This is a genomic window from Burkholderia pseudomultivorans (assembly GCF_902499075.1).
Lineage (GTDB): Bacteria > Pseudomonadota > Gammaproteobacteria > Burkholderiales > Burkholderiaceae > Burkholderia > Burkholderia pseudomultivorans.
In genome coordinates this window covers 102,254-126,676 of the sequence record NZ_CABVPP010000002.1, presented here as the reverse complement: position 1 = coordinate 126,676, position 24,423 = coordinate 102,254, and the positions used below count along the sequence as shown (strand labels likewise).

Below are 24,423 nucleotides of genomic sequence, written 5' to 3'. Positions count from 1 at the left end.
TCAGATGAATGGGAAAATCATACTCAAAAACGCGTCGGCCCGCCTCGGTCGGGCGCCGTGCGGTGCAGCATCGCGACCCGCCGCGGCGCGCACCGCCGCGTCAGCGCGCGGCCGCCGACGCGCCCTCGCGGTTGTGGCCGAGCGCGCGCAGCGTTTCCTTGACGGTCGACACGCGCACCGCCAGGTCGGGCGAGCGCGTCTCGATGCGCAGCTTGTCCTGGCCCGCGAGCTTGATGTGCCGGTGCTTCTGCACCATCTCGATGATCCGCATCGGATCGATCGGCGGATTCGGCACGAACTGCAGCCCGATCGCGACTTCGCTCGCGTCGATCTTGGTGATGCCGAGCGGCTTCGCGGCAAGGCGCAGCCGATGCGTCTCGACGAGCGCGTGCGCCTGCGGCGGCAGCTTGCCGAAGCGGTCGATCAGCTCCTCCTGGATCCCGTCGATCGCGTCGCCGTGCTCGCAGTTCGCGAGACGCTTGTACAGCGACAGCCGTTCCTGCACGTCCGCGCAGTAGTCGGCCGGCAGGATCGCGGGCGCGTGCAGGTTGATCTCGGTGGTCGCGGCGAGCGGCGCGGTGAGGTCGGGTTCCTTGCCGTTCTTCAGCGCCTTGACCGCGTCGTTCAGCATTTCCGTATAGAGCTGGAAGCCGATCTCGTGGATCTCGCCCGACTGCTTGTCGCCGAGCACCTCGCCGGTGCCGCGGATCTCGAGGTCGTGCATCGCGAGATAGAAGCCCGAGCCGAGTTCCTCCATCTGCTGGATCGCTTCGAGCCGGCGCTGCGCCTGCTTGGTCAGCGCCTGCGGATCGTGCACGAGCAGGTACGCATACGCCTGGTGGTGCGAGCGGCCGACGCGGCCGCGCAGCTGGTGCAGCTGCGCGAGGCCGAACTTGTCCGCGCGATGCATGATGATCGTGTTCGCGCTCGGCACGTCGATGCCCGTCTCGATGATGGTCGTGCACAGCAGCACGTTCGCGCGCTGCCCGACGAAATCGCGCATCACGCGCTCGAGCTCGCGCTCGTGCATCTGCCCGTGCGCGATCGCGATGCGCGCCTCGGGCACCAGCTCCTCGAGCATCGCCTTGCGATTCTCGATCGTCTCGACCTCGTTGTGCAGGAAGTAGACCTGGCCGCCGCGCTTCAGCTCGCGCAGCATCGCCTCGCGGATTACGCTTTCCTCCTCGCGGCGCACGAAGGTCTTGATCGCGAGCCGCTTCTGCGGCGCGGTCGCGATCACCGAGAAGTCGCGCAGCCCTTCGAGCGCCATCCCGAGCGTGCGCGGGATCGGCGTCGCGGTCAGCGTCAGCACGTCGACTTCCGCGCGCAGCGCCTTCAGCGCTTCCTTCTGGCGCACGCCGAAGCGGTGTTCCTCGTCGATGATCACGAGCCCGAGCCGCTTGAACTGCACGTCCGACGACAGCAGCTTGTGCGTGCCGATCACGATGTCGACGCTGCCTTCGTTGATCTGCGCGATCGCTGCGTTCACTTCCTTGGTGGTCTTGAAGCGCGACAGCTCGACGATGCGCACCGGCCAGTCCGCGAAGCGGTCGGCGAAGGTCTGCGTATGCTGCTCGGCGAGCAGCGTGGTCGGCGACAGCAGCGCGACCTGCTTGCCGCCCATCACCGCGATGAACGCCGCGCGCAGCGCGACTTCGGTCTTGCCGAAGCCGACGTCGCCGCACACGAGGCGGTCCATCGGCTTGCCGCTCGTCATGTCGCCGATCACGGCGGCGATCGCCGCCGCCTGGTCGGGCGTTTCCTCGAAGCCGAAGCTTTCCGCGAACTTCACGTAGTCGCGCGGCTCGAGCGCGAACGCATGGCCTTCGCGCGCGGCGCGGCGCGCGTACAGGTTCAGCAGCTCGGCCGCGGTGTCGCGGATCTGCTGCGCGGCCTTGCGCTTCGCGCGCTCCCACTGGCCCGAGCCGAGCGCGTGCAGCGGCGCGCTGTCCGGATCGGCGCCGCTGTAGCGCGAGATCACGTGCAGTTGCGCGACCGGCACGTACAGCTTGCTGTCACCCGCGTATTCGAGATGCAGGAATTCGGTTTCGCCTTCGCCGAGATCCATCGACACGAGGCCCATGTAACGGCCGATGCCGTGCTGCGCGTGGACGACCGGGTCGCCGACTTTCAGCTCCGACAGGTCGCGCACCATCGCGTCGACGTTGCTCGCCTGTTCCTGCCGGCGGCGGCCCGCGCGGCGGCCGAGCGTGCCGTACAGCTCGGTCTCGGTGACGACCGCGTAGCCTTCGCCCGGCACCGCGAAGCCGCTCGCGAGCGGCGCGACGCCGAGCGCGAAGCGCGCGTCGCTTTCCAGCCAGCCCGCGAAGTGATCGTTCGCAGCGGGGCGCAGATGATGCTCGGCGAGCAGCTGCAGGATCGTCTCGCGGCGGCCGGCCGACTCGACGGTCAGCAGCACGCGCTTGCCGGACGTTTCGACGAAGGTGCGCAGCGCGGCGAGCGGATCGTCCGCATGACGGTCGACCGACAGGTCGGGCAGCGCGGTCGCCCAGCCGCCGGACGGCTGCGCGGGCAGCACGACGCGCGCGAACGGTTTCGCGAGCGTGAAGAAGTCCTCGTCGGACAGGAACAGCCGCTGCGGCTCGAGGATCGGCCGCTCGCGGTCGTGCGACAGGAACGCGTGGCGCTGCCGCGTATCGGCGGTGAAGCGCCGGATCGACGCGTCGAGATCGCCGGTGAACACCAGGTGCGCGTTCTGCGGCAGGTAGTGGAACAGCGTCGCGGTTTCGTCGAAGAACAGCGGCAGGTAGTACTCGATGCCGGCCGACGGCACGCCGTTGCCGATGTCCTTGTAGATCGGCGCGCGGCTCGGGTCGCCTTCGAAGGTCTCGCGCCAGCGGCTGCGAAAGGCCGTGCGCGCGGCTTCGTCGAACGGAAACTCGCGGCCGGGCAGCAGGCGCACGTCGCGCACCGGATAGAGGCTGCGCTGCGTGTCGGGATCGAACGCGCGGATCGAGTCGACCTGGTCGTCGAACAGGTCGATCCGGTACGGCAGCGGCGAGCCCATCGGGAACAGGTCGATCAGCGAGCCGCGCACGCAGTATTCGCCGGGCCGCACGACCTGGCTCACGTGCTCGTAGCCGGCCAGCGTCAGCTGCGCCTTCAGCTTCGCCTCGTCGAGCCGCTCGCCCTGCGCGAACGCGAACGTGTAGGCGGCCATGAACGACGCGGGCGGCATCCGGTACAGCGCGGTCGTCGCGGGCACCAGCAGGATGTCGCAGCGGCCCTCGCCGAGGTCGTGCAGCGTCGCGAGACGCTCGGACACGAGATCCTGGTGCGGCGAGAACGTGTCGTACGGCAGCGTTTCCCAGTCCGGCAGCAGGCGTACGCGCGCGTCGGGCGAGAAATAGCGGATTTCCTGCGAGAGCCGCTGCGCGTCGACTGCGTTCGCGCAGATGACCGCGAGCAGCGGCACGTCGTGGCGGTTGTCGGCGAGATAGCGGGCGATGGCGAGCGCGTCGGCGGAGCCGTGCGCGCCATCGAAGGCGAAGCGCTGGCCGGGCTTGATGCGCGGAACGGGCGAGGTGGAAGCGTTGTCTGGCATAGGGACGGCTGGGGTGGCGTGCGCGGGCGCATCGCGGTGCGCCGGTCGAGACGAAAGACCTATTATAAAATCCGCTTCTCGATTTCATCTTTCCGGCGTTTCCCTTCGTGACTCCCCGACTTTTCGCCCTGATTCCCTGTGCCGGCACAGGCAGCCGCTCCGGTTCAGCCGTGCCGAAGCAATACCGCACGCTGGCCGGCCGCGCGCTGCTCCATTACACGCTCGCCGCCTTCGACGCGTGCAGCGAGTTCGCGCAGACGCTCGTCGTCCTCGCGCCCGACGACACGCATTTCGATGCGCGCCGCTTCGCGGGCCTGCGCTTCGCGGTACGGCGCTGCGGCGGCGCGTCGCGGCAGGCGTCGGTGCTCAACGGGCTGCTCGAACTGGCCGAATTCGGCGCGACCGACCGCGACTGGGTGCTGGTGCACGACGCCGCGCGCCCGGGGATCACGCCGGAACTGATCCGCACGCTGGTCGCGGCGCTGAAGGACGACCCGGTCGGCGGTATCGTCGCGCTGCCGGTGGCCGATACGCTCAAGCGCGTGCCGGCCGGCGGCGACGCGATCGCGCGCACCGAGTCGCGCGATGCGCTGTGGCAGGCGCAGACGCCGCAGATGTTCCGCATCGGCATGCTGCGCGACGCGATCCTGCGCGCGCAGCACGAAGGCCACGACCTGACCGACGAGGCGAGCGCGATCGAATGGGCGGGCCATACGCCGCGCGTCGTGCAGGGCAGCCTGCGCAACTTCAAGGTCACCTATCCGGAAGACTTCGCGCTCGCGGAAGCGATTCTCGCGCGTCCGGCGAACGCGTCCTGACTTTCACCTCATCTCAATCGGAACACGCATGGATTTCAGAATCGGACAAGGCTACGACGTGCACCAGCTCGTCCCCGGGCGCCCGCTCATCATCGGCGGCGTGACGATCCCGTACGAGCGCGGCCTGCTCGGCCACTCGGACGCGGACGTGCTGCTGCACGCGATTACCGACGCGCTGTTCGGCGCCGCGGCGCTCGGCGACATCGGCCGCCATTTCTCGGACACCGACGCGGCGTTCAAGGGCGCGGACAGCCGCGTGCTGCTGCGCGAATGCGTCGTGCGCGTAAAGGCGGCCGGCTTCGCGATCCAGAACGTCGACAGCACCGTGATCGCGCAGGCGCCGAAGCTCGCGCCGCATATCGAAGGGATGCGCGCGAACATCGCCGCCGATCTCGGGCTGCCGCTCGATCGCGTGAACGTAAAGGCGAAGACTAACGAGAAGCTCGGCTATCTGGGCCGCGGCGAGGGCATCGAGGCGCAGGCCGCCGCGCTGCTGGTGAAGCCGGCCGCGTAACGGGCGGCGGGGCGGCAGCGCGGCGCGGCCGGGGCCTGCGCCGCCGGTCAAACGAGAAATGCCACGCAATTGCGTGGCATTTTCTTGCTGCAACGTAGCGCGCGACAGAGGCGGCAGGGGCAGCCCGGCCGGTCGCGCCGCGCGGCCGCTTATTCGCCTTCGGCGGCGATCACCTGCGCAGCGGCGTTGATCACCGATGCGATGCGGCCGACGTCGCGCAGCTGCGTGACGGTCATCCCTTGCTCGTTCTTCAGCAGCGCGTAGTGCGACTTCACGCAGAAGTGGCACTTGCCGACGATCGACGCGGCGAGCGCGTACATCTCGAAACGGCGCTTGTCGACGCCGCCGTGCGACGCATACGCACCCATCCGCAGCTCGGCGCGCTGCGTCTTCAGGTCGGCATCTTCGGCCATCTCGACATACGGATACCAGGTGTTGTTCATCCCCATCAGCGCGGCGGCCGTCAGCGCGGCATTCGTTTCTTCGGGCGACAGCACGCCGGCTTCGCGGATCGTCTTCACGAGCACCGTGCTCTTCGCCGCGACCGCCGCCGCGAGCGCGACGCCGACCGCGTCGTTGCCTTCGAGCGACGAGCGCGAGATCGTGCCGTCGAGGTTCAGGCGAATGTCCTTCGCGTAGTCGGGGATGCGTGCCTTAATCGAGTCGATGAATTCCATTGATATCTCCTATGGGTTGGCCGTTAAAAAAGCCCGCAGGCAGGACGTGCGCCGCGGGCTTCGTGCATCGATGCGCTTACAGCGTTGCGCCGCCGACTGCACGGTTGCACGGGCACAGTTCGTCCGTTTGCAGGCCGTCGAGAATACGCAGGACTTCTTCCGGGCTGCGGCCGACGTTCAGGTTGTTCACCGAAACGTGCTGGATCGTGTTGTCCGGGTCGACGATGAACGTCGCGCGCAGGGCCACGCCGGCTTCCTTGTCGCGCACGCCGAGCTGGTCGATCAGCTCGCCCTTGACGTCGCCGAACGAGTAGTGGTTCAGCTTGTCGAGGTCTTTGTGTTCACGGCGCCATGCGAGCTTGACGAATTCGTTGTCCGAGCTGCCGCCGAGCAGGACGGCGTCGCGCTCTTCGAACTGCTTCGCGAGCTTCGCGAACTCGACGATTTCCGTCGGGCACACGAACGTGAAATCCTTCGGATAGAAGTAGATGATCTTCCACTTGCCCGGGAACGACGCTTCGGTGACGGTCTCGAACGCCGACTGGCCGTTTTCCTCGTGGTTGTTGAAGCCCGGCTTCGCGGCTACGACGGTGAAAGCTTCGAGTTTGTCGCCAACGGTTTTCATGCGGTTACTCCTGTGTGTGTTGGGAAGAAGACTGAGTCAAGCTACCTCGTTGCTGCAACGATCATGTGACAGCATGGGGAACACTCTAGCACTATTGACTAAGCGCTTCAATAGATTTTGACTAAGCATCCCCATAGTTTTTTTCAACCGTCCCGATAGTGTGACGCGCAAGACGCGTGCGCGCTCGCGTCACGCGGTCGCACGCGTCTTGCCGGCGCCGGGGAATTCGAGCGTGACTTCGAGGCCCGCCTCGGGGCTGCGGTTGCGCAGGCGCAGCGCGCCGCGGTAGCGGCCGACCAGGCGCAGCACGATCGCCATGCCGAGGCCGGTGCCGTCGGCCTTGGTGCGCGCGGTGTCGACGCGATAGAACGGGCGCATCACGAGCGGGAGCTGGTCCTCGGGGATGCCGGGGCCCTCGTCGCTGACCGACAGCTCGACGCGCGCGTGCGACACGCGCGTCTCCAGCGTGATGCGCGAGACGCCGTCCTGCTTGCTCTGGCCGTACTTGCGCGCGTTCTCGACGAGGTTGCCGATCACGCGGCGCATGTCGGTTTCGTCGGCTTCGATGATCGCGGTCGGCGCGAGCTGCGTGCGGATCTCGACGCCGTCCTCGCTCGCCACGCGCGCGGCGACTTCGTGCGCGATCGACGACAGGTCGACCGGCTCGGGCTTGCGCTGGGTCGGCCGCGCATAGTCGATGAACGCGGCGATGATGCGATCCATCTGCTCGATGTCGTCGACCATCGCGTCCTTGGTCGCCTGGTCCGACGGGCTCATCTCGGTTTCGAGGCGCAGCCGCGCGAGCGGCGTGCGCAGGTCGTGCGAAATGCCCGCGAGCATCAGCGCGCGGTCGGCCTCGAGCTGCTCGAGGTCGCGCACCATCTGGTTGAAGCTGCGGTTGGTCTCGGCCGCGACACCCATCCCGCGCTCGGGCAGCGGCTCGGGCGCCTGGCCCGAACCGACCTGGCGCGCGGCCAGCGCAAGCCGCGAGAACGGCCGGTTCACGAGACTCGTGATGAACGCGGAGCCGAACAGCGACAGCGCGAGCGCGAACAGCCCCCAGCCGGCCCACTGCAGGCCCGTGACATTGTCGAGCTGGTCGCGGTCGAGCGCGACCCAGTAGTCGTCGTCGTCGATCTTGAAGCTGATCCACACGCCCGGAATGTCGTTGACCGACTGCGCGATCACGGTATCGTCGCCGAGGCGGCTGCGGATGTCGTGCTCGATCAACCGGTTCAGCGATTCGTCGGGCTGCAGCTTGAACTTGTCGGTTTTCTCGCGCGGGTAAACGCGCACGCCCTCGTTGCTCTCGAGATCCTGCAGCAGCGCGCGGCGCAGGTCGGGATCGGAGTAGAGCAGCGCGGTGCGCGTGAGCTTCACGACCGCGACGAGCTGCAGCGCGACGCGCTGCGCGCGCGGCTCGCGCTCGATCACGCGAAAGCTCTGGAACCACGCGGCGAGACTGACCGAGATCAGCAGCGCGATCAGCAGGAAGGTGCGCCAGAACAGCCCGCCGAACGCGAGCTGCAGGAGGCGCCGGTCGATACGCATGGGGCGGGTCGTGGACGGGCGAAACCGGAGAAGAAAAAGATCAGGCGGCGCCGTCCGGGATGAACACGTAGCCGAGACCCCAGACGGTCTGGATGAAGCGCGGGCTGCCCGGATCCGGTTCGATCAGCTTGCGCAGGCGCGAGATCTGCACGTCGAGGCTGCGGTCGAACACTTCGTATTCGCGGCCGCGTGCAAGCTCCATCAGCTTTTCGCGCGACAGCGGCTGGCGCGGATGGCGTGCGAACACCTTCAGCACCGAGAACTCGCCGGTCGTCAGCGGGATTTCCTGGCCGGACTTCGTCAGCGTGCGCGTCGCGAGGTTCAGCGAGAACTCGCCGAACTCGAACACCTCGGTGGTTTCCGACGGCGCGCCCGGCAGCTCGGCCGGCGCCTGGCGGCGCAGCACCGCGTGAATGCGCGCGACCAGTTCGCGCGGGTTGAACGGCTTCGGCAGGTAGTCGTCGGCGCCCATCTCGAGGCCGACGATGCGATCGACATCCTCGCCCTTCGCGGTGAGCATGATGATCGGCGTGCGGTCGTTGCTGCCGCGCAGGCGGCGGCAGATCGACAGGCCGTCTTCGCCCGGCAGCATCAGGTCGAGCACGAGCAGGTCGAAACGCTCGCGCACCCAGAGCTTGTTCATCGCGGTCGCGTTCTCCGCGACATAGACATTGAAGCCCTGCTCGCCGAGATAACGGCGCAGCAGGTCGCGCAGGCGCGGGTCGTCGTCGACGACGAGAATCTTGGAGGGGTTTTTCGTTTCCATGATCGGCATCTTATCGCGAATGGGAAATGACGCACCGTCGAGGATTTTGGCGCGTTACAGTCAGTTACAAAATTTACCCGTGGTGTCGCGCGGAGTAAAGGCACGCTATAGAGATTCCTTTACTCGAAGCCGAAATTCGGTGGATACTCGCTGGACTCCATCTTTCATCTTTGTACGCCCGAATTCCGCAGGGTTTTTCTAGTACCAGAGGTAACCGGTTGCCGCGTGACGAAGGGAACAAATCGACCAAAGAAGCGAGGACGGTCATGCGATCTGCCCGGATTGCACTGATGCTGACGATCGCGCTTGCCGGTCCGTATGCGTCGAACTTCGCGTATGCGCAACGCCCCGAGCAGGGCGCATCGTCGCGCAAGCTGCCGCGCGGCAAAGCGCCTCAGCCCGATCGCGCCGCCGATTCGGCGGTCCGCTCAGCCGTGCCTCCCGATCTCGAACAGCGCCGCCGCGACGGGCACATGACGCCCGAAGAACGTCATCTGCTGCGCCAGCATATCGAGGACGCCGTCCGCGAGCTGTACAAGCGCTGAGCGCGTCGTCTTCCGCGATGCGCGGAAAAACTCCGTAGCAATTTTTCAGTCAACGTGCATTCGTCGCCTGCCGTTGAACCGGCATCCGCGCCGCCGGTGCGTTTCGGGAGTCCATGACGATGAAAGCGAACGTTGCCGAACCGGCGCCGTCGCCTGCGATGCAGGCGACGCTCGACGCCGACGACGCGCTGTTCTTCCTCGGTCGCACCGGCTTCTCGCCCGCGCCGGGCGATGTCGCGCGCATGGTCGGCATGACGCGCGCGCAAGTCGTTGCCGATACGCTCGGCAACCTCCGCAGCGAGCCCGTCACGTCGTGGCCCGACTGGATCGCCGAGCCGCCGCCGAGCCGCGCGCAGCGGCAGGCGCTGACGCAGGATCAGCGGCGCGACGAACGGCGCCGGCGCAATCTGCGTTACGACGCGTTACGGGCGGCCTGGGTCAACGAGATGGTCGCGACGCCGTCGCCGCTCGTCGAGCGCATGACGCTGTTCTGGCACGGGCACTTCACGTCCGGGCAGGACAAGGTGCCGTACCCGCAGACGATGGCCGCGCAGAACGCGCTGTTTCGCCGCGCCGCGCTCGGCAATTTCGGCACGCTGCTGCATGCGGTCGCGAAGGATCCGGCGATGCTGCAGTACCTCGACGGCGCCAGCAACCGCAAGGGGCGGCCGAACGAGAATTTCGCGCGCGAGGTGATGGAGCTGTTCACGCTCGGCGAAGGGCATTACACCCAGCACGACGTGACCGAAGCCGCGCGCGCGATGACGGGCTGGACGGTCGATCCCGACACGCTGCGCTTCACGGTGCGCGCGGACTGGCACGACGCAGGCGACAAGACGATTCTCGGCGAAACCGGGCCGTTCGACGGCGACGGCTTTCTCGACATCCTGCTGCAGCGGCCCGAGACTGCGCGTTTCATCGTCGGCAAGCTTTGGCGGGAGTTCGTGTCGGACACGCCCGATGCGCGCGAACTCGATGCGGTGGCCGAGCGCTTTCGCGCGAGCGGCTACGACATTCGCACGGCGCTCGCCGCGCTGTGGTCGACCGATGCGTTCTGGGATCCGCGCAACCGCGGCGTGCTCGTGAAGTCGCCGGCCGAATTCGTCGTCGGCTCGGTGCGTATGTTCGACGTCGCGTACGGCGATCCGCAGATGCTCGCGAACACCGTGCGCACGCTCGGCCAGAACCTGTTCTATCCGCCGAACGTGAAGGGCTGGCCCGGCGGCGCGCTGTGGATCAACAGCACGACGCTGCTCGCGCGCAAGCAATTCGTCGAGCAGCTGTTTCGCGCGACCGAGACGGCCGGCATGCGGCCGCCGGCATCGCCGAATGCAGCCGCGCGCGCGATGCCGGTGGTCGACACGACGGCCGCCGCCGGGATGCGCGGCGCGCCGCCGAAGCCCGCGCGCGGCGGCTTGCGCTTCGATCTCGAGCGCTGGCTCGCGCAGTATCGCGCGCGGCCGCAGGCGATTGCCGGGCTGTCGACCGAGCTTCAGCTGCAGCACGCGGTGCTGCCGGTATCGCCGGTCGCGGCGATCGATACGGATTCGACCGGCAGCGCGTATCTCGAGGCGCTGCTGATGGACCCGGCCTACCAACTGAAATGACGAGGAAGCGGGTCCGGGCCGAGGCGGTGCGCAGGCCGCGCGGCGGACCAGGGGATGCATGATGAACCGACGTGATTTTCTGACGCTGACGGGCGCCGCGGCCGCGGCGGGCGTATCGCTGTGGCAGCCGACGGCGCATGCGGCGATCGCCGCCGAAGGGCGGCCGGCAGCCGGCTATGCGAACGTGCTGATCCTCGTCGAGCTGAAGGGCGGCAACGACGGGCTGAACACCGTGGTGCCGTATGCGGATCCGCTGTACTACCAGTACCGGCGCAGCATCGGCATCAAGCGCGAACAGGTGCTGCAGCTCGATGCGCAGACCGGGCTGCATCCGTCGCTCGCGCCGCTGATGCCGCTGTGGCGAGACGGGCAGGTCGCGATCGTGCAGGGCGTCGGCTATCCGCAGCCGAACCTGTCGCATTTCCGCTCGATCGAGATCTGGGACACCGCGTCGCGTTCGGATCAATATCTGCACGAAGGCTGGCTCACGCGCACGTTCGCGCAGGCGCCGGTGCCGCCCGGCTTCGCGGCGGATGGCGTGGTGCTCGGCAGCGCCGAGATGGGGCCGCTCGCGAACGGCGCGCGCGCGATCGCGCTCGTCAATCCCGCGCAGTTCATCCGAGCGGCGCGGCTCGCGGAGCCGTCGTCGCTGCGCGAACGCAACCCCGCGCTCGCGCACGTGATCGATGTCGAGAACGATATCGTGAAGGCGGCCGACCGGCTGCGTCCGCGCGGCGGGATGCGCGCGTTCAGGACCGCGTTTCCGGCCGGCGCGTTCGGCACCTCGGTGAAGACCGCGATGCAGGTGCTGGCTGCGTGCGAGGCGGCCGGGCCCGGCGCGCAGGACGGCGTCGCGGTGCTGCGCCTGACGCTCAACGGCTTCGACACGCATCAGAACCAGCCCGGCCAGCAGGCCGCGCTGCTCAAGCAGTTCGCGGAAGGGATGAGCGCGATGCGCGGCGCGCTGGTCGAACTCGGGCGCTGGAACCAGACGCTGGTGATGACCTACGCGGAATTCGGGCGGCGCGTGCGCGAGAACCAGAGCAACGGCACCGACCACGGCACCGCCGCCGCGCATTTCGTGACGGGCGGGCGCGTGGCGGGCGGGCTGTACGGCGCGCCGCCGGCGCTGGCGCGGCTCGACGGCAACGGCAACCTGCCGGTCGCCGTCGATTTCCGTCAGCTGTATGCGACCGTGCTCGGGCCGTGGTGGGGGCTCGACGCGACGCGCGTGCTGCAGCAGCGCTTCGACCCGCTGCCGCTGCTGAAGGTGTGACGGCGACGCGCGTTCGGGATCAGCGACGACGCGCGGCGCGCCACGCGATCCACAGCTTGCGGATCGGCGTCAGCGCGATGCGCTGGTGCAGCACCTGATAGCCGTCGCGCTCGATTTCGTCGAGCAGCGCGTGTGCCAGCGCGAGCTGCGCGCGCAGCGTGCGTTGCGCGCGGCGTTCGGTGGCGGGAATCGCCGCTTCGGCGGCCGTAAGCGCTTCGCGTGCACGCGCGGTCTGGAATTGCAGCAGCTCGGTGAATGCGGGGCTGTAGCGCCGGTTCAGCAGGTCGGCGGCAGTCACGTCGTAGCGCTGCAGTTCGTCGATCGGCAGGTAGATGCGGCCGTGGCGCGCGTCGTTGCCGAGCTCCTGCACGAACTGCGCGAGCATCAGCGCGCGGCCGACGTCGTCGGCCCACGGCTGCGGGTCGTCCGGCTGCGCGGCACTCGCGCGCGCGACGAGCGCCGCGAACGTGCCGCCGACCTGCGAGATATAGCGCTGCAGGTTCGCGAAGTCGAGATAGCGCGCCTGTTCGAGATCCATCCCGTAGCCGTTGACGAGCGCGCGCAGCGCGTCGGCTTCGACTGCGATCGACGGATGGTGTTGCGCGAGTGCCTTCGTGACGGGGTGCGTCGGTTGGCCCGCGGCGAGCGCCGCGAGTTCCTTGTGCCACCACGCGAGCTTCGTGTGTCCGACGGTCGGGTCGCTGGTTTCCTTGACGGTTTCCTCGAGTTCGCGGCGCAGCGCGAACAGCGCCGTGAGGCGCGGCGCGGCCGCGAGCGGCGCCTGACGCAGCGCGTAGTAGACGCTGGAGCCTTCGGGGGCGGCCTTTTGCTGACAGTAGTCGTCGAAGTTCACGGGCGGAATCGTGTCGGGGCGGGATCGGGGGACGCGCGACGGCGCGTGGCCGAAACGTCGAGCGCGGCATTCTAGCACCGCTGCGCGACGGCTGTCGGCGAGACGAGACAACGCCGCGCAGATCGGGTAGAATCTCGCGCTCGCCTGATCGGGCGTGCCGGTTTCAGACCGGCGGGATGTCCCGGGCGCGCGGTGAGAAAGAACGCATATAGCGTTCCTGTTCCGCGCGGTCAGGCGACAGAGCATGCGCGTGAGTGGCGAAATTGGTAGACGCACCAGGTTTAGGTCCTGACGCCCGCAAGGGTGTGCCGGTTCGAGTCCGGCCTCACGCACCACATATACTCCCAAGCAATCAAATGTTTGGCCAAAAAGCCCCGTCAGTCAAGTACTTACGGGGCTTTTTGTTACCAGCGTTGCGCATAGTTTCCCATTGACACCCACAGTATCAGGGGGCATCGTAGGGGGCAGTTTCCGATATTTTGGGGCTTCGAAATGCCCCCATGCCCAAATGCCCCTTACCGATGTCGCTGTTCGCGCGGCGAAGCCTCGCGAGAAGTCCTATAAGCTGGCCGACGGCCAAGGTATGTACCTCGAAGTCATGCCGAATGGGTCGAAGTACTGGCGGCTGAAGTATCGCATCGATGGCAAGGAGAAACGGATGGCCCTCGGGGTCTATCCGGCCGTGACGTTGCTCGCTGCCCGGAAGGCCCGTGACGAGATCAAGGAGCAGTTGCGCGCCGGTCTCGATCCATCGCACGAAAAGAAGCGCGTGAAGGCGCAGCGCAGCCTGGATCGCGCGAACTCGTTCGAGCCGATCGCGCGGGAGTGGCATGAGCAGAAGAAGGGCGCTTGGAGCGAGCGACACGCTGACCGGATCATGAAGTTGCTCGAGCGAGAGCTGTTTCCGGTGCTCGGCGCGCGACCCATCGCCGAGATCACGGCGCCCGAGTTGCTGGCGGTGATTCGTAAGATCGAGGCTCGCGATGCAATCGAGCTCGCGCACAAGGCGATTCAGGCGACGAGCCAGATCTTCCGATATGCCATCGCCACCGGTCGGGCAGAGCGAGATCCGGCGCCTGATCTCCGCGGCGCACTCAAGACGCGCACCGTCGTACATATGAAGCGCGTCAGCGAGGCTGAGCTGCCGGAGCTGATGCAGAAGATCAACGCGTACGAAGGTGACTACCAGACTCGGCTGGCGCTGCAGTTCATGGCACTGACGTTCGTCCGAACGAGCGAGCTCCGGTTCGCTGAGTGGACCGAGATCGATGAGAAGAAGAAAGAATGGCGCATCCCGGCCGAGAAGATGAAGATGCGCGCGCCGCACATCGTGCCGCTGTCGAAGCAGGCGCTTGAGGTTGTTGCGAAGCTGCGCGAACTGAACGGCCATAGCCAGTTCCTGTTTCCGAGCCGGTCGAGTTCGAAGAAACCGATGAGCGAGAATACGATCCTGTATGCCCTGTACCGAATGGGCTACCACTCACGGATGACGGGGCACGGCTTCCGTGGTCTCGCGTCGACTATCCTGAACGAGCACAATTTCAACCGGGATTGGATCGAGCGGCAGTTAGCTCACAGCGAGCGGGACGGCGTCCGGGCTGCGTACAACCATGCGGAGTACCTGCCGGAGCGCCGGAAGATGATGCAGTGGTGGGGCGACTACTTGGGCAACGCTGATTCAAACCTAGTTGCCCGCTGACGGCTAATTGCACCGATGCAGCGCGAGAGAGTGGTTGTCATACCACTAAATTGCTAGCCCATCGATTGAAGAAACCTATTTGCTACAATGTATCCGTGCGGATACAGTTGATCCATGAACACGATCAACCAAACTGACGAGTTCCAGGAATGGCTCCACGATCTGAAGGACAAGGTCGGAAAGGGTGCCATCCTCGGTCGAATTACCCGCGCTCGTGGTGGGAATTTTGGCGACCATAAGGACTTGGGTGATGGTGTTTGGGAGATGCGGATCGATGTAGGGCCTGGTTACCGCGTCTATTTCGGCCGCGAAGGCAAGGTGGTGTACTTGCTCATTTGCGGGGGTGATAAATCCTCTCAGGACAAGGATATCAAGCACGCAAAGGCGATCTGGGAACAACTGAGGAAGGAGTAGCCATGACAACAACCGAAGCGATCAAAGTGACGCCCTTTGATGCATCGGAATACCTTGACGACGAAGACACGATCGCCAGCTACATCAGCGCAGCGATTGAAGCAGACGACCAAGATGTTCTTCTTCTAGCTCTCGCTGACGTCGCGAAAGCCAGAGGCATGGCTAAGGTAGCAGCCGATGCTGGATTGGGCCGAGAGAGTCTGTACAAGGCTCTGCGGCCAGGTGCGAATCCTAAATTCGACACCATCAAGAAGCTAATGCATGCTCTGGGGGTTACATTCACTGCAGTCCCCAATCGAAAGAGCTGAGCCGCCCTTGTGCAGAATCGCAAGCCCCGCGCCCCGAGCGGGGCTTTTCACATCCGGCGGACTGCGCGATGATGACGAGTCGCGTGACTCGGAGCATGCCATGCCTGCCATCAAGCTGCGTATCCCTCGAGAAGACGTTTTCGAGTTCAACGGCGATCTGTCCGCCTGGTCGGCCACCACCGGCGTCGATCCCAAACTGGCAGTTGCCCCTCAGATGGAGACGACAAATCCTGAGTCGCCGACGCTGTACTCTGCCTTCGTCGACGAACGCTTCTTCGAGCAGTATCCCCGGTGGCGTCAGTTCGTCGAGCATTGATTGACTTCCGTCTGATCGGCTGACGACGTCGAACGTCAAGGCGGCGCCCGAGAGGTATGTAGCCGGTACGCCGACGGCCGGCTGTCACGATAAAGGAGCAATCCATGCACGCTGCCGATGCATATTGAGCACAGAGGCGATCACAGGGATTGATCGATTCTTGATGTTTTTCAATTTAAGAGCACCGCTCCTACGAAAGTTGTCGCAATGCTTTGATCTGTCATACGAATGATTTAGCATCGCCCGATGCATTCCAGATCGAGTATTGGGCGTTGCGCCCGACCATCTTCGTCGAGGAAGTACTGCGCTGGTGATCCGCTGGCGGCCACACTGTCTCCGAAGATCTGGGAGGGCCGTTGAACAAGGCCTTCTCATTCTTCCAGCATGTCATTGGCCTGATTCGCAAGCAGCTCGAGCGGATCGCATGGTCGACGGAAGGAGATCACTCCGTCGATGATCTGACGAGCGAAACGTGGCTGATCGTGGACGAACTCCACGCAGATCCAAATGCGGCCCCCGACCCAGACGACGAAAGCCTGCACGCCATGATCGTCGCCCGACTCCAGAAGGAATTCGGAAAATTCGTGAACCGGAAAGAGCGGTTCGCCGTGCGCATCGATCGAGACGACATCGACGACGACGGGGATCTGTTGCCGAATTCCATCGGCGCCAGGCTCACGGCTCCCGAGGCGTCCGAGCCGTTGATCGCGCTCGAGATGAGGGAGGAGGCTGCGGCAGCGGCGCGTGTAATCAGCAGTCGCTTCTCCGAAGCCATTGCCTATCTGCGTATATTCGAGAGGTTCGATGGCGATGCGATGCGCGTTGCAAGCTATCTTGCCATCGGCGCGCGGACGCTCAATCGACGAGTGGCGCGCGCGTCATACGTTGAGGAGACCCAGCCGTCTATGTTTGATGGCATCGAGGCAATTCCAGTTGATTTCGTGCCGCCTCCTGGTCGTTGGAATTCGCCACCTCTCGCGCAACTGTATCGAGGGGCGTGCGTCATTGCTTGGCCTGTTCAACGGCAGTTGTTCATGCGGTCTTGCAAGCTGTTTTTCAGTCGGCGCTGGAGAGGTCGCTCAATCGATACCGCGGATCGCTTTGAGTAACTTGGGCCATCCGATGACGAAGAATGGGAGTGGGCGTGGGAAGATGAAAAGTATGCCGGTCAAAATGGCGGTGATTTGATTGCCCTTCTGCCACGTCGGCGACAGCCCGTAGATTGGAACCACAGTTACGCCTAGCATCCAAACCAATAGCAGAAGTATTTTGCACGCGCGCGAGAACAATAGCGATTTCGAAGCGATTGGGATCAGCGCAACGAGAAGGAGCACTGCTCCGCCGACTTCGATGACGGCATAGCCGATGCCACGCGCAATTTCGTCCATGGTTCCCCTCTGCGTGCTGCGCAACGTGCGTAGCACTGGCGTATTGTTTGTGCTGCCATCTTGCCACGACTCCCCAAGTTTACAAATTCCTGCTTGACGCTTCCGTAACGGCTGGCTATTCTGAAATCGCCGCTGAGACAACAGCGGCCGGGTTTGGCGACCTGTCACTCAAGGCGGATGACGACCGCCGCATGGCGGTATTTTTCGTCTGTACACTACGCATACGTCCAGTCTATGGGCGGGCGATGGTGGGGATACCCGCGAGGGTATGCCGGATGCCTTGAGTGCCGGTTCGCCAACCCTGTCATTTGCCCGCTCACCCCGTTTGGCGACGGAGGGCGGGTCCACACTCAAGGATCTGTCATGTCTACCGTCAAGTCTTCGTCTGCTGTTCCCTCCCCGAAACCCGACTATACCGACGCTGCATTTCGCGGCGCACTCATGCGCGATCATTATGTCGCCGATCACGCGGCCCAGTGCGGCTTCGTCTCACTCTCAGACCTCGGTGACGTTGCGCGTGCAGCTGACGCGCTCCGAACCGTTGCGCGCCTTGCCCACAACAGCCTCTGCGAACCAGAAATGTCGGACGCTGAGCCGCTCGGGTTGTCTGCTCATCTGGGCCTGTTGAACGCGACCGAGGTGATTGCGAAGTATCTCGTCAAGCTCGAAGAGCGGATGCGCGAGACGGCTGACTCATACGCACAATTCAAGAAGGAGCAGGAGGCTCGTCATGGCTGACGTTCTCGCGCCGTCCAGTACACTCAAATGGCTCGGTGACTCGCTGCTTTGTGACGGAGAGCCGGCAATTTTTCAACTCATGCGGCGCGACGGGCGAATCGACACAATGCCGCTCCGCGAATGCCTCGCGGTCGCTGATCGGATCGACTCATACGGCCTCAGCCGTATCGTGTCGGCGCTCGAGTACGGCTTGCAGCACAATATGCTTGCTTACGAGGACCGTGACGCTTGGATGGCCGAGCGTACTCGCGTTCTTTCACTGTCGACCGCAGGATGGGGGGGGGATGATGTCGAACGGAAGACGAACCGGCAGTATTCGCGTATATCCGCGTCGGTTGGGGATAAGAGATAGCATAAAAACGGAAGCGAAAGCGCTCGCTGAGCAAGAGGGAATCACCCGAGAGGAAGCCGAAGAGCGAGTGCTTGCTCAGCGACGAGCAGAGGCGCAAAGAATCGCCGATGAGGCGAAGTCGCGCCGCGCCGGTCGGCAACATGTCGACCCAGTCGAGGTCACCAGAGGCGAGGCTGAAAGATTGGAGCGCCTGTTGGAGGCGCAGCGAGCAGAAGATGCGAGGCGTCGGAGAGAAGACGAGAAGCGGATCTCCACGCTAACGGACCTAGTCGTTTCGCGCGGTACTGCGTTTGGGGCCTTCGTCGTCATCATTGCGAGCAAGGGCTTGCCGGCTCACATCATTGATGAGCGTAAATTGTCCAGCATTGTTGTCGAACGCCGTTGGGATTTGGTTCCCCCGGTATTGGCATGGCTGATCCGAGAAGACGACGAAGTAAAGCAGGCGTTCGATGTATTTTCGGACGCCGCCAATAAGTGCATGGAGAATCTGCGCACTGGTTCGAATAAGGCTAACAAGCGTGCTAACGAAATCATCTCCGAGAAGTATCGAGACATGTACCTCCATGCTGCATCGGCCTATGCACGGAAGCTATCTACGCTCGAATCATCGCTTGATCGCCTGACCGTACTGACGCTCGACGAACTTGAGGTGCTCGTAGCTGACGGAGATGATCTATCGAAGCGCATCGCATCAATCAGCGTGAAAATATCTGAAGAGATCAAGCGCCGAGAAGCTAAGAAGGGCTCGGCAGCCAAGGACGAGAGGCTAAAACCGGTCCGCCAATTTGCCCTCCAACTCGCCAACGAAGGAACCTACCCGAGCCGACGCCAGGCGGTACTTTCCATCAAAGATCATGTGCTCAAATACGCAACTTCGATCGGGGTTGCTATGAGCCAGCAACAGGCCGACAAAACCATCGACGGCTGGCTACGTATTCTTGGATATACCCCGTCTGCAAGTAAACGGGGCACGCCAGCAAGCAAACATACTGCGTCATCAGGCTGACGGCCTATCACGATAAGTCGCCGACGACCATCATTCGCTCACCAACCCCTCTAACGGTGAGCGAAAGTGAAGAAGACAGCAGCGCAGGCCGATTCCTGCCAGCCGACCGAGCCGATCCTCTCGCGGATCGATCTTTTCAAGTGGCGCAAGCGAGCCGACACGTCGCTCGGATCACCTCCGAGCCAGGCGAAGGATGTCATGGGTCAGCATGGAGAACTTCTGCTGCCACTCGCCGCGAACCTCCGGCGTAAATTCAATCGAGGTCACTTTCTCAGCCAAATGATGAAGCGCGTCTGCCGTCCGAAGGAGCAGTTGCTCCATAGCGGCACCGCGGTGTCGCTCGGCCATAAGGGCGGCGTCTGCCGCCGTTTTTAGTGGATCGGCCTGCATTCCGACGACGATGTAGCGCAGCAAAAGGTCATCGAAAGGACGGCCGCTCGTTTCGGAAGCCTTTTCAATGACCTCGGTCACGGACTTTGGCAAGCTCCTACCGGACTGAAAGCTATCCGAAAGGCGCTGGACAATTTCCTGGTTCACGCTTCTGCCCGATTCCTGTGCAACTGCCTCGATCCTCTCGCGAAGGTCTTCAGGCATGCGCAGCGGGTATGAGGTGGGTTGTTTGGTAGCCATTCCGTCATCATACGAATCTTTTTGAATCTATGATAGAAGATCTTTTTGACATCTCTTGCTCTTAGCCTATAATTGCCAAAGATTCTTGGTAAATCTATTGTGGATAAGTGGTAGGTGAAGTTGATGGCAAAGCGCTCGCTGTACCGCGCGCTTACCCAGGCGCTCGATTTGGTGGCCAGCGCTGCCCGCGTGTCCGAAGTGAACTTGATGGAGCCTCACTCGTGCCAATGAAAGCCAAGCGACCGGACGATTCCGGCAACTCTGTTCCACTTGCCTTGCCGACTATCGGCCTCTCCAAGTGGGCTCAGATCGCGCCCTTTATTCCGATGTGCCGCGAGTCCTGGCGGAAGCTCGGACTCGCCGGCAAGGCACCGCAGCCGATTCGCATGAGCCGCACGCATTCCTGTTACAGCAACGCCGAAGTGCACCGGTGGCTGGCGGATCCGCTCGGCTACCGAGCCAACGCGGATCTCGGCGAGGCCGCGTGACTGCTCTTGCGTAAATCAAAAAAATGGAACCGATTATTGACGGGCGCGACCCGCCGAAGATGGCCGAGAGCATCAACAAGCCGACACTCGGACTGTTCGTGAACGTGGTGATCTTTGTCGAAGGTAATCAAGATCGACAAGGTTTATGGCCATGTTCAATGTCTTCGACGACTACTTTCTCGACACGGTAACGGCGTTTCTGCCTCTTGTGTTGGTAGATCCGGAGGTTGTTTCGTGACCTTCATACGAAGAGTCCGCGAAAAAAACGAGAAACCGAATTAGGCTATGTCCGTCGACTGCCAATCGATGGAGGAAGAAGGAAGCCGGTTTTAAGAGGATCCCCTGCAGCAAACCGATCTGGCCGATTACCAGCGGTTCCATAACGAGGGGTTCTTTTTAAGTGATCAAAAGTAGTCCTAAGAGAAAGCGGTGACAGGATGAAGTCGAAGATCAAGCAAGCGTTGATGGCAGGATACAACTGGCGCATTTTGCCGGCGCCGGTTGTTACGTTTTTGATCCGTTCGCTGGATCTGGGGGCATATTGATGAAGCGCGATCAATTAGACGTCTCAATCGTCACCGAAATCGAGAGCCGATTCAGTTCGCATGCGGATCTGATCGGCTTGCATGTCAACGGACTTATTGGGCTGACGATCTATCGGGACAGTCAATTCGAGCTCGAATGGTCACAATCTGGCTATCCGGCTGCGCACAAGTCAATCGCCCGTACTGCGTTCAACCGCGCTGTCGATGAGCGTGTCGTACGCAGATTCCCGAATCACGCCCTTGCCAAATCTTCCCGGGATCGTCTCGAAAATGCAGCAGAAGTCGACCTCTAAACTGCTGAAGCATACGGAAATTCGCCGCGAGATTTCCCTCCAGACGCGGGCGGAGATTAATGTGTCGACCGTTGAGGAGTACAAGGAAGCACTGCAGGGCGGCGCGAAGTTTCCCCCAGTCGTCACGTTCTTCGACGGGATTTACTACTACCTCGCCGACGGCTGGCATCGGTACGAGGCGTATGTCGCTGCGCGAGTCGAGGAAATTCCGGCCGATGTTTATAAGGGCACGCGGCGGGACGCACAACTCTATGCCCTTGGCGCAAATGCGATTCATGGTCTGCGTCGCACGAACGAGGACAAGCGTCGCGCAGTATCGATGATGCTAGAGGATGCCGAATGGGCGGCATGGAGCGATCACGAAATAGCACGTGCCTGTAAGGTATCGCAACCGTTTGTCGGGAAACTTCGCGCAGCTCTCACCGATAACGTTATCGGTGACGATGCATCTAGTCCATCCACTACGTTGCTTCGTGCATCGGTTGAGGACGGCAAACCGCGAATCTATACAACAAGGCATGGCACCGAAGCAGTGATGAAGACGGTCAATATCGGCCGTCATTCAGGGCCCCGAGGCGGAAATTCACGCGCGGATGGTAAAGCAGTAAATCACCCTTTGGCTGACAGCATCGCGGAGCTCCGCGGGTCCGCGGCATTGCGCGCGCCGGACCATCCAGCACCAGTATCGCGTGACACCGTTGAGACCGAGCCGGAATGCGCCGCCGAAATGGCGGCGCGCACCTGCGCCGTAGATTCGAAGCGTCCGCGAACCGCCGAGTCGGCGGAAATCATCGACGAGCTGCGCGAGCAAGTCTCGACGCTTGCCGACGAGCTCGAGGAAGTTCGCGGGGAGCTGGACGCATACCGAGCGGCGGAGTCCGGCCAAGGCGAAGCGAAGCTGATTGAAGCGAGCAAGGAGATCGCGCGCCTGAAAGGTGAGATTCGGCGGTTGCAGGATCGCCGTGACGATCTCATGAACGAGAACGCGGAGCTCAAGCGCGAAGTGAAGCGCCTGCGCAAGCAACTGGGGTACAGGGCGAATGGCTGACCCCATCGTTCTCCGTCCGTATCAGCTGGAATCCGTCGAGGCGCTGCGTGCCGGCATGCGCGCCGGCCATCGCGCGCAGGTGCTCATGGCGCCGACGGGCGCCGGCAAGACGGAAATCGGCGCGTATCTTTGCGACGAGGTCAACAAGAAGGGGCGGCGCGCGGCGTTCGTTGTCGATCGCGTGAACCTCGTCGACCAGACGAGTCAGCGATTCGACAAGTACGGTATCCCGCATGGCGTGATTCAAGCTGATCACTGGCGTCGCCGCGGCTACGAGCGCATCCAGATCTGTTCGGCACAGACGCTCGAGAAGCGCGGTTTTTTCCCGGATCTCGATTTGCTGATCGTCGACGAATGTCACGCGGCGCGGCGTGAAACGACGCGCTTGATCCAAAATCGCGCAGATTTGCGCGTGATCGGCTTGAGCGCGACGCCATTCACGAAGGGGCTGTCGCAGATCTATACGAATCTCGTCAACGTCACCACGACGAACAGGCTCATCGCCGACAACTGGCTCGTACCGCTGCAGGTGTATGCCGCTCGCGCCGTCGACATGACAGGGGCGAAGGTCGTTGCCGGCGAGTGGAGCGACAAGGAGATCGAACAGCGCGGCATGGCGATCATCGGCGACATCGTGTCGGAGTGGATCGACAAGACGCGTCTTCATTTCGGCGGCCCGGTCAAGACGATCGTGTTCAGCGCAACGGTGGAGCACGGCGCCGAACTCTGCCGGCAGTTCAACGAGCAGGGGTTCAACTTCCAGCAGATCAGCTATCGCGACGGGAGCGACGAGCGACGGCGTGAGCTGATCGAAGAATTCCGCAAGCCGGACTCGGAGATTCACGGCCTCGTTTCGTGCGAAGTGTTCACGAAGGGATTCGACGTCTCGGACATTCTCTGTGGCATTGCCGCGCGTCCGTACCGCAAGAGCCTGTCTAGCCATATTCAGCAGCTCGGGCGCGTGATGCGGCCGTCGCCGGGGAAAACCTTCGGCTTGTGGCTCGACCATTGCGGAAACGCACTTCGGTTCGGCATCGACACTGCCCGGATTTTCGAACACGGCCTCGATCGCTTGGACGACGGAGATCTCGATTCGAAGGTGCGCAAGGAACCGTCGCTCGAGGAAAAGAAGCAGATCACGTGTGCCGGCTGCGGCTTTGTGTTGCCGCCGAATTGCACAGCTTGCCCCGCGTGTGGCAAGGAACGCGAGCGTCGCTCTCTGATCGAGAACGTTGCCGGCGTGATGGAGGTTGTGAGCGCGGTCGAGAACTCGACTGCGAAGGGGCCGGACTATCTGCGCGACAAGGCCAGTGTATGGCGTCAGCTGTGCGGACTGGCGATCGAGCGCAAAAACGGCGATACGGAAAAGGCGCGCAAGTTCGCATTGGCACAGTTCAAGAGCCTGTACGGGCACTGGCCGAAGGCCGACTTCTCAGTAACCGACGTTGAGCCGCCGTCTCGCGAGCTGAAAGGGAAGGTTCAGTCACTGCTGATCAAGCGCGCGCACCAACTGGGGAGGTCGGCCAATGCGGTTCGCTGACTTCGCCGCTGCGCACGGACTCATCATCCGCGACCTGATCGCGGACGGCCGTCCCCATCGCGTACCTACCACGGACCATCCGCGTAAGCGCAACGGCGCGTACCTGTACGACGGCCGCACTGGGTGGGTTCAGAACTGGGCTGTACATGAGGCCGCGATCGCATTCCGTCTCGGTCGGGACGAGATTCGCCCGGTCGAGATTCCGAGACGCGACATACAGGCTGAGCGGCGGCGCGAGGCAGAGCGACGCGCGCAAGCGGCGCGGGAGGCCGCTGACATCGTCTCGCGCTGCGAGCACGGCACGCACCCGTATCTCGCGTCCAAGGGCTTCCCTAATGAGATCGGCCTCGTCGACATCGACGGCCGGCTCGTCATTCCGATGCGGTCGGCGGACGACTACGTGCGCGTGAACAGCGTTCAGTGGATCAACGACACGGGCGAGAAGAAGTTTTTGCCCGGCGGCGCGGCGAAGGGTTCCGTATTCATGTTCGGGGCCGGCCGCGAGCACTGGTTCGTCGAGGGGTTCGCGACTGGATTGAGCGTCCGCGAAGCGCTGAACCGCTTGTACCGGCGCGCGCGCGTCGTCGTGTGTTTCTCGGCCGGCAATTTGCAGCACGTGGCGGCCTTGTTCAATGGGCCGCGGTATGTGGTCGCCGACAACGATGCGAGCGGCACCGGCGAGCGCGTCGCGCGAGCGACGGGCCTGCCGTGGACGATGCCGCCGGCCGTCGGTGACGACGCAAACGACCTGCATCAGCGTGCCGGCCTGTCGTCGGTCGTTGCGCTTATTCGTGACCTGATCAAAAGGTGACTATGGAGCATCGCAAACATGTCCCCGTGCGCGTTCTACGAGCGTTCGCT

Annotated in this window: 25 protein-coding genes and 1 tRNA gene; 18 read left to right on the top strand and 8 right to left on the bottom strand. The window is 63.6% G+C overall.

Going from position 1 to position 24,423, the window contains the following annotated elements:
* Positions 1–100: 100 nt before the first annotated feature.
* Entirely contained in the window at positions 101–3,565 is a 3,465-nt protein-coding gene (gene mfd, locus BST28156_RS02965; protein WP_174901443.1) for a transcription-repair coupling factor, read from the bottom strand.
* A gap of 107 nt (positions 3,566–3,672) precedes the next feature.
* Here mfd and ispD point away from each other — a divergent pair, with 107 nt between their 5' ends.
* Positions 3,673–4,383: a 2-C-methyl-D-erythritol 4-phosphate cytidylyltransferase gene (gene ispD / locus BST28156_RS02960; protein ID WP_174901442.1), complete on the top strand. Its 711-nt coding sequence runs from the start codon at positions 3,673–3,675 to the stop codon at positions 4,381–4,383.
* A gap of 28 nt (positions 4,384–4,411) precedes the next feature.
* Positions 4,412–4,897 (top strand): 2-C-methyl-D-erythritol 2,4-cyclodiphosphate synthase, encoded by a 486-nt coding sequence (gene ispF / locus BST28156_RS02955; RefSeq protein WP_174901441.1) that lies wholly within the window; start codon positions 4,412–4,414, stop codon positions 4,895–4,897.
* Positions 4,898–5,046: 149 nt separating this feature from the next.
* Here ispF and BST28156_RS02950 read toward each other — a convergent pair whose 3' ends face one another.
* The 4 genes from BST28156_RS02950 to ompR form a co-directional block, all read right to left on the bottom strand.
* Positions 5,047–5,574: a carboxymuconolactone decarboxylase family protein gene (locus BST28156_RS02950; protein ID WP_174901440.1), complete on the bottom strand. Its 528-nt coding sequence runs from the start codon at positions 5,572–5,574 to the stop codon at positions 5,047–5,049.
* 76 nt (positions 5,575–5,650) lie between these two features.
* Positions 5,651–6,199, bottom strand: coding sequence for a peroxiredoxin (locus tag BST28156_RS02945; protein WP_009691824.1), 549 nt, complete (start codon positions 6,197–6,199; stop codon positions 5,651–5,653).
* 189 nt (positions 6,200–6,388) lie between these two features.
* The gene (locus BST28156_RS02940; protein ID WP_060239643.1) at positions 6,389–7,750 is read right to left on the bottom strand and encodes an ATP-binding protein; all 1,362 of its coding nucleotides are present in this window, start codon (positions 7,748–7,750) and stop codon (positions 6,389–6,391) included.
* A 40-nt stretch (positions 7,751–7,790) separates the two neighbouring features.
* Positions 7,791–8,525: an osmolarity response regulator transcription factor OmpR gene (gene ompR / locus BST28156_RS02935; RefSeq protein ID WP_006478565.1), complete on the bottom strand. Its 735-nt coding sequence runs from the start codon at positions 8,523–8,525 to the stop codon at positions 7,791–7,793.
* 257 nt (positions 8,526–8,782) lie between these two features.
* Here ompR and BST28156_RS02930 point away from each other — a divergent pair, with 257 nt between their 5' ends.
* The 3 genes from BST28156_RS02930 to BST28156_RS02920 all read left to right on the top strand — a co-directional run bounded on the left by BST28156_RS02930 (position 8,783) and on the right by BST28156_RS02920 (position 11,944).
* Positions 8,783–9,061, top strand: a complete 279-nt coding sequence (locus tag BST28156_RS02930; RefSeq protein WP_009691822.1) for a hypothetical protein — start codon at positions 8,783–8,785, stop codon at positions 9,059–9,061.
* 119 nt (positions 9,062–9,180) lie between these two features.
* On the top strand, positions 9,181–10,668 hold the full coding sequence (locus BST28156_RS02925) for a DUF1800 domain-containing protein (protein WP_174901439.1): 1,488 nt from the start codon (positions 9,181–9,183) through the stop codon (positions 10,666–10,668).
* A gap of 61 nt (positions 10,669–10,729) precedes the next feature.
* The gene (locus tag BST28156_RS02920; protein ID WP_174901438.1) at positions 10,730–11,944 is read left to right on the top strand and encodes a DUF1501 domain-containing protein; all 1,215 of its coding nucleotides are present in this window, start codon (positions 10,730–10,732) and stop codon (positions 11,942–11,944) included.
* Between the two features lie 19 nt (positions 11,945–11,963).
* Here BST28156_RS02920 and hpnD read toward each other — a convergent pair whose 3' ends face one another.
* Complete coding sequence (gene hpnD / locus BST28156_RS02915) at positions 11,964–12,797, bottom strand: presqualene diphosphate synthase HpnD (protein ID WP_174901437.1); 834 nt, start codon at positions 12,795–12,797, stop codon at positions 11,964–11,966.
* A gap of 248 nt (positions 12,798–13,045) precedes the next feature.
* On the opposite strand from hpnD, the gene BST28156_RS02910 reads away from it, so the two are divergent.
* From BST28156_RS02910 to BST28156_RS02885, 6 genes are all read left to right on the top strand, one after another.
* Positions 13,046–13,132, top strand: a tRNA-Leu gene (locus BST28156_RS02910).
* A 173-nt stretch (positions 13,133–13,305) separates the two neighbouring features.
* On the top strand, positions 13,306–14,496 hold the full coding sequence (locus BST28156_RS02905) for a tyrosine-type recombinase/integrase (RefSeq protein ID WP_174901436.1): 1,191 nt from the start codon (positions 13,306–13,308) through the stop codon (positions 14,494–14,496).
* A 114-nt stretch (positions 14,497–14,610) separates the two neighbouring features.
* Positions 14,611–14,910, top strand: coding sequence for a type II toxin-antitoxin system RelE/ParE family toxin (locus BST28156_RS02900; protein ID WP_043282337.1), 300 nt, complete (start codon positions 14,611–14,613; stop codon positions 14,908–14,910).
* A gap of 2 nt (positions 14,911–14,912) precedes the next feature.
* Positions 14,913–15,218, top strand: a complete 306-nt coding sequence (locus BST28156_RS02895; RefSeq protein ID WP_080594244.1) for an addiction module antidote protein — start codon at positions 14,913–14,915, stop codon at positions 15,216–15,218.
* A gap of 100 nt (positions 15,219–15,318) precedes the next feature.
* The gene (locus BST28156_RS02890; protein WP_006417241.1) at positions 15,319–15,534 is read left to right on the top strand and encodes a hypothetical protein; all 216 of its coding nucleotides are present in this window, start codon (positions 15,319–15,321) and stop codon (positions 15,532–15,534) included.
* 356 nt (positions 15,535–15,890) lie between these two features.
* Positions 15,891–16,643, top strand: a complete 753-nt coding sequence (locus BST28156_RS02885; RefSeq protein WP_105813402.1) for a hypothetical protein — start codon at positions 15,891–15,893, stop codon at positions 16,641–16,643.
* Here BST28156_RS02885 and BST28156_RS02880 read toward each other — a convergent pair.
* Positions 16,614–16,922 (bottom strand): hypothetical protein, encoded by a 309-nt coding sequence (locus BST28156_RS02880; RefSeq protein WP_174901435.1) that lies wholly within the window; start codon positions 16,920–16,922, stop codon positions 16,614–16,616. The genes BST28156_RS02885 and BST28156_RS02880 overlap by 30 nt on opposite strands.
* Positions 16,923–17,285: 363 nt before the next feature.
* Here BST28156_RS02880 and BST28156_RS02875 point away from each other — a divergent pair, with 363 nt between their 5' ends.
* Together BST28156_RS02875 and BST28156_RS02870 are read left to right on the top strand one after the other, a co-directional pair.
* Entirely contained in the window at positions 17,286–17,660 is a 375-nt protein-coding gene (locus BST28156_RS02875) for a hypothetical protein (protein ID WP_146124363.1), read from the top strand.
* 284 nt (positions 17,661–17,944) lie between these two features.
* A complete protein-coding gene (locus tag BST28156_RS02870; RefSeq protein WP_174901434.1) occupies positions 17,945–19,018 on the top strand; it encodes a hypothetical protein in 1,074 nt (357 codons plus the stop codon).
* Positions 19,019–19,189: 171 nt separating this feature from the next.
* Here the strand turns inward: BST28156_RS02870 and BST28156_RS02865 are convergent, their stop codons facing one another.
* Positions 19,190–19,648 (bottom strand): Arc family DNA-binding protein, encoded by a 459-nt coding sequence (locus tag BST28156_RS02865; RefSeq protein WP_105814776.1) that lies wholly within the window; start codon positions 19,646–19,648, stop codon positions 19,190–19,192.
* A gap of 227 nt (positions 19,649–19,875) precedes the next feature.
* On the opposite strand from BST28156_RS02865, the gene BST28156_RS02860 reads away from it, so the two are divergent.
* The 5 genes from BST28156_RS02860 (at position 19,876) to BST28156_RS02840 (ending at position 24,373) form a co-directional block, all read left to right on the top strand.
* Positions 19,876–20,136: a helix-turn-helix transcriptional regulator gene (locus BST28156_RS02860; RefSeq protein WP_174901433.1), complete on the top strand. Its 261-nt coding sequence runs from the start codon at positions 19,876–19,878 to the stop codon at positions 20,134–20,136.
* A 544-nt stretch (positions 20,137–20,680) separates the two neighbouring features.
* Positions 20,681–20,974, top strand: a complete 294-nt coding sequence (locus BST28156_RS02855; RefSeq protein WP_146608043.1) for a hypothetical protein — start codon at positions 20,681–20,683, stop codon at positions 20,972–20,974.
* A complete protein-coding gene (locus BST28156_RS02850) occupies positions 20,952–22,022 on the top strand; it encodes a ParB N-terminal domain-containing protein (RefSeq protein WP_174901432.1) in 1,071 nt (356 codons plus the stop codon). The genes BST28156_RS02855 and BST28156_RS02850 overlap by 23 nt, the downstream gene beginning before the upstream one ends.
* Positions 22,015–23,562 (top strand): DEAD/DEAH box helicase family protein, encoded by a 1,548-nt coding sequence (locus tag BST28156_RS02845; protein WP_174901431.1) that lies wholly within the window; start codon positions 22,015–22,017, stop codon positions 23,560–23,562. Before BST28156_RS02850 ends, BST28156_RS02845 begins: the two co-directional genes overlap by 8 nt.
* The gene (locus BST28156_RS02840; RefSeq protein ID WP_174901430.1) at positions 23,549–24,373 is read left to right on the top strand and encodes a toprim domain-containing protein; all 825 of its coding nucleotides are present in this window, start codon (positions 23,549–23,551) and stop codon (positions 24,371–24,373) included. Before BST28156_RS02845 ends, BST28156_RS02840 begins: the two co-directional genes overlap by 14 nt.
* The last annotated feature ends 50 nt before the right edge of the window (positions 24,374–24,423 follow it).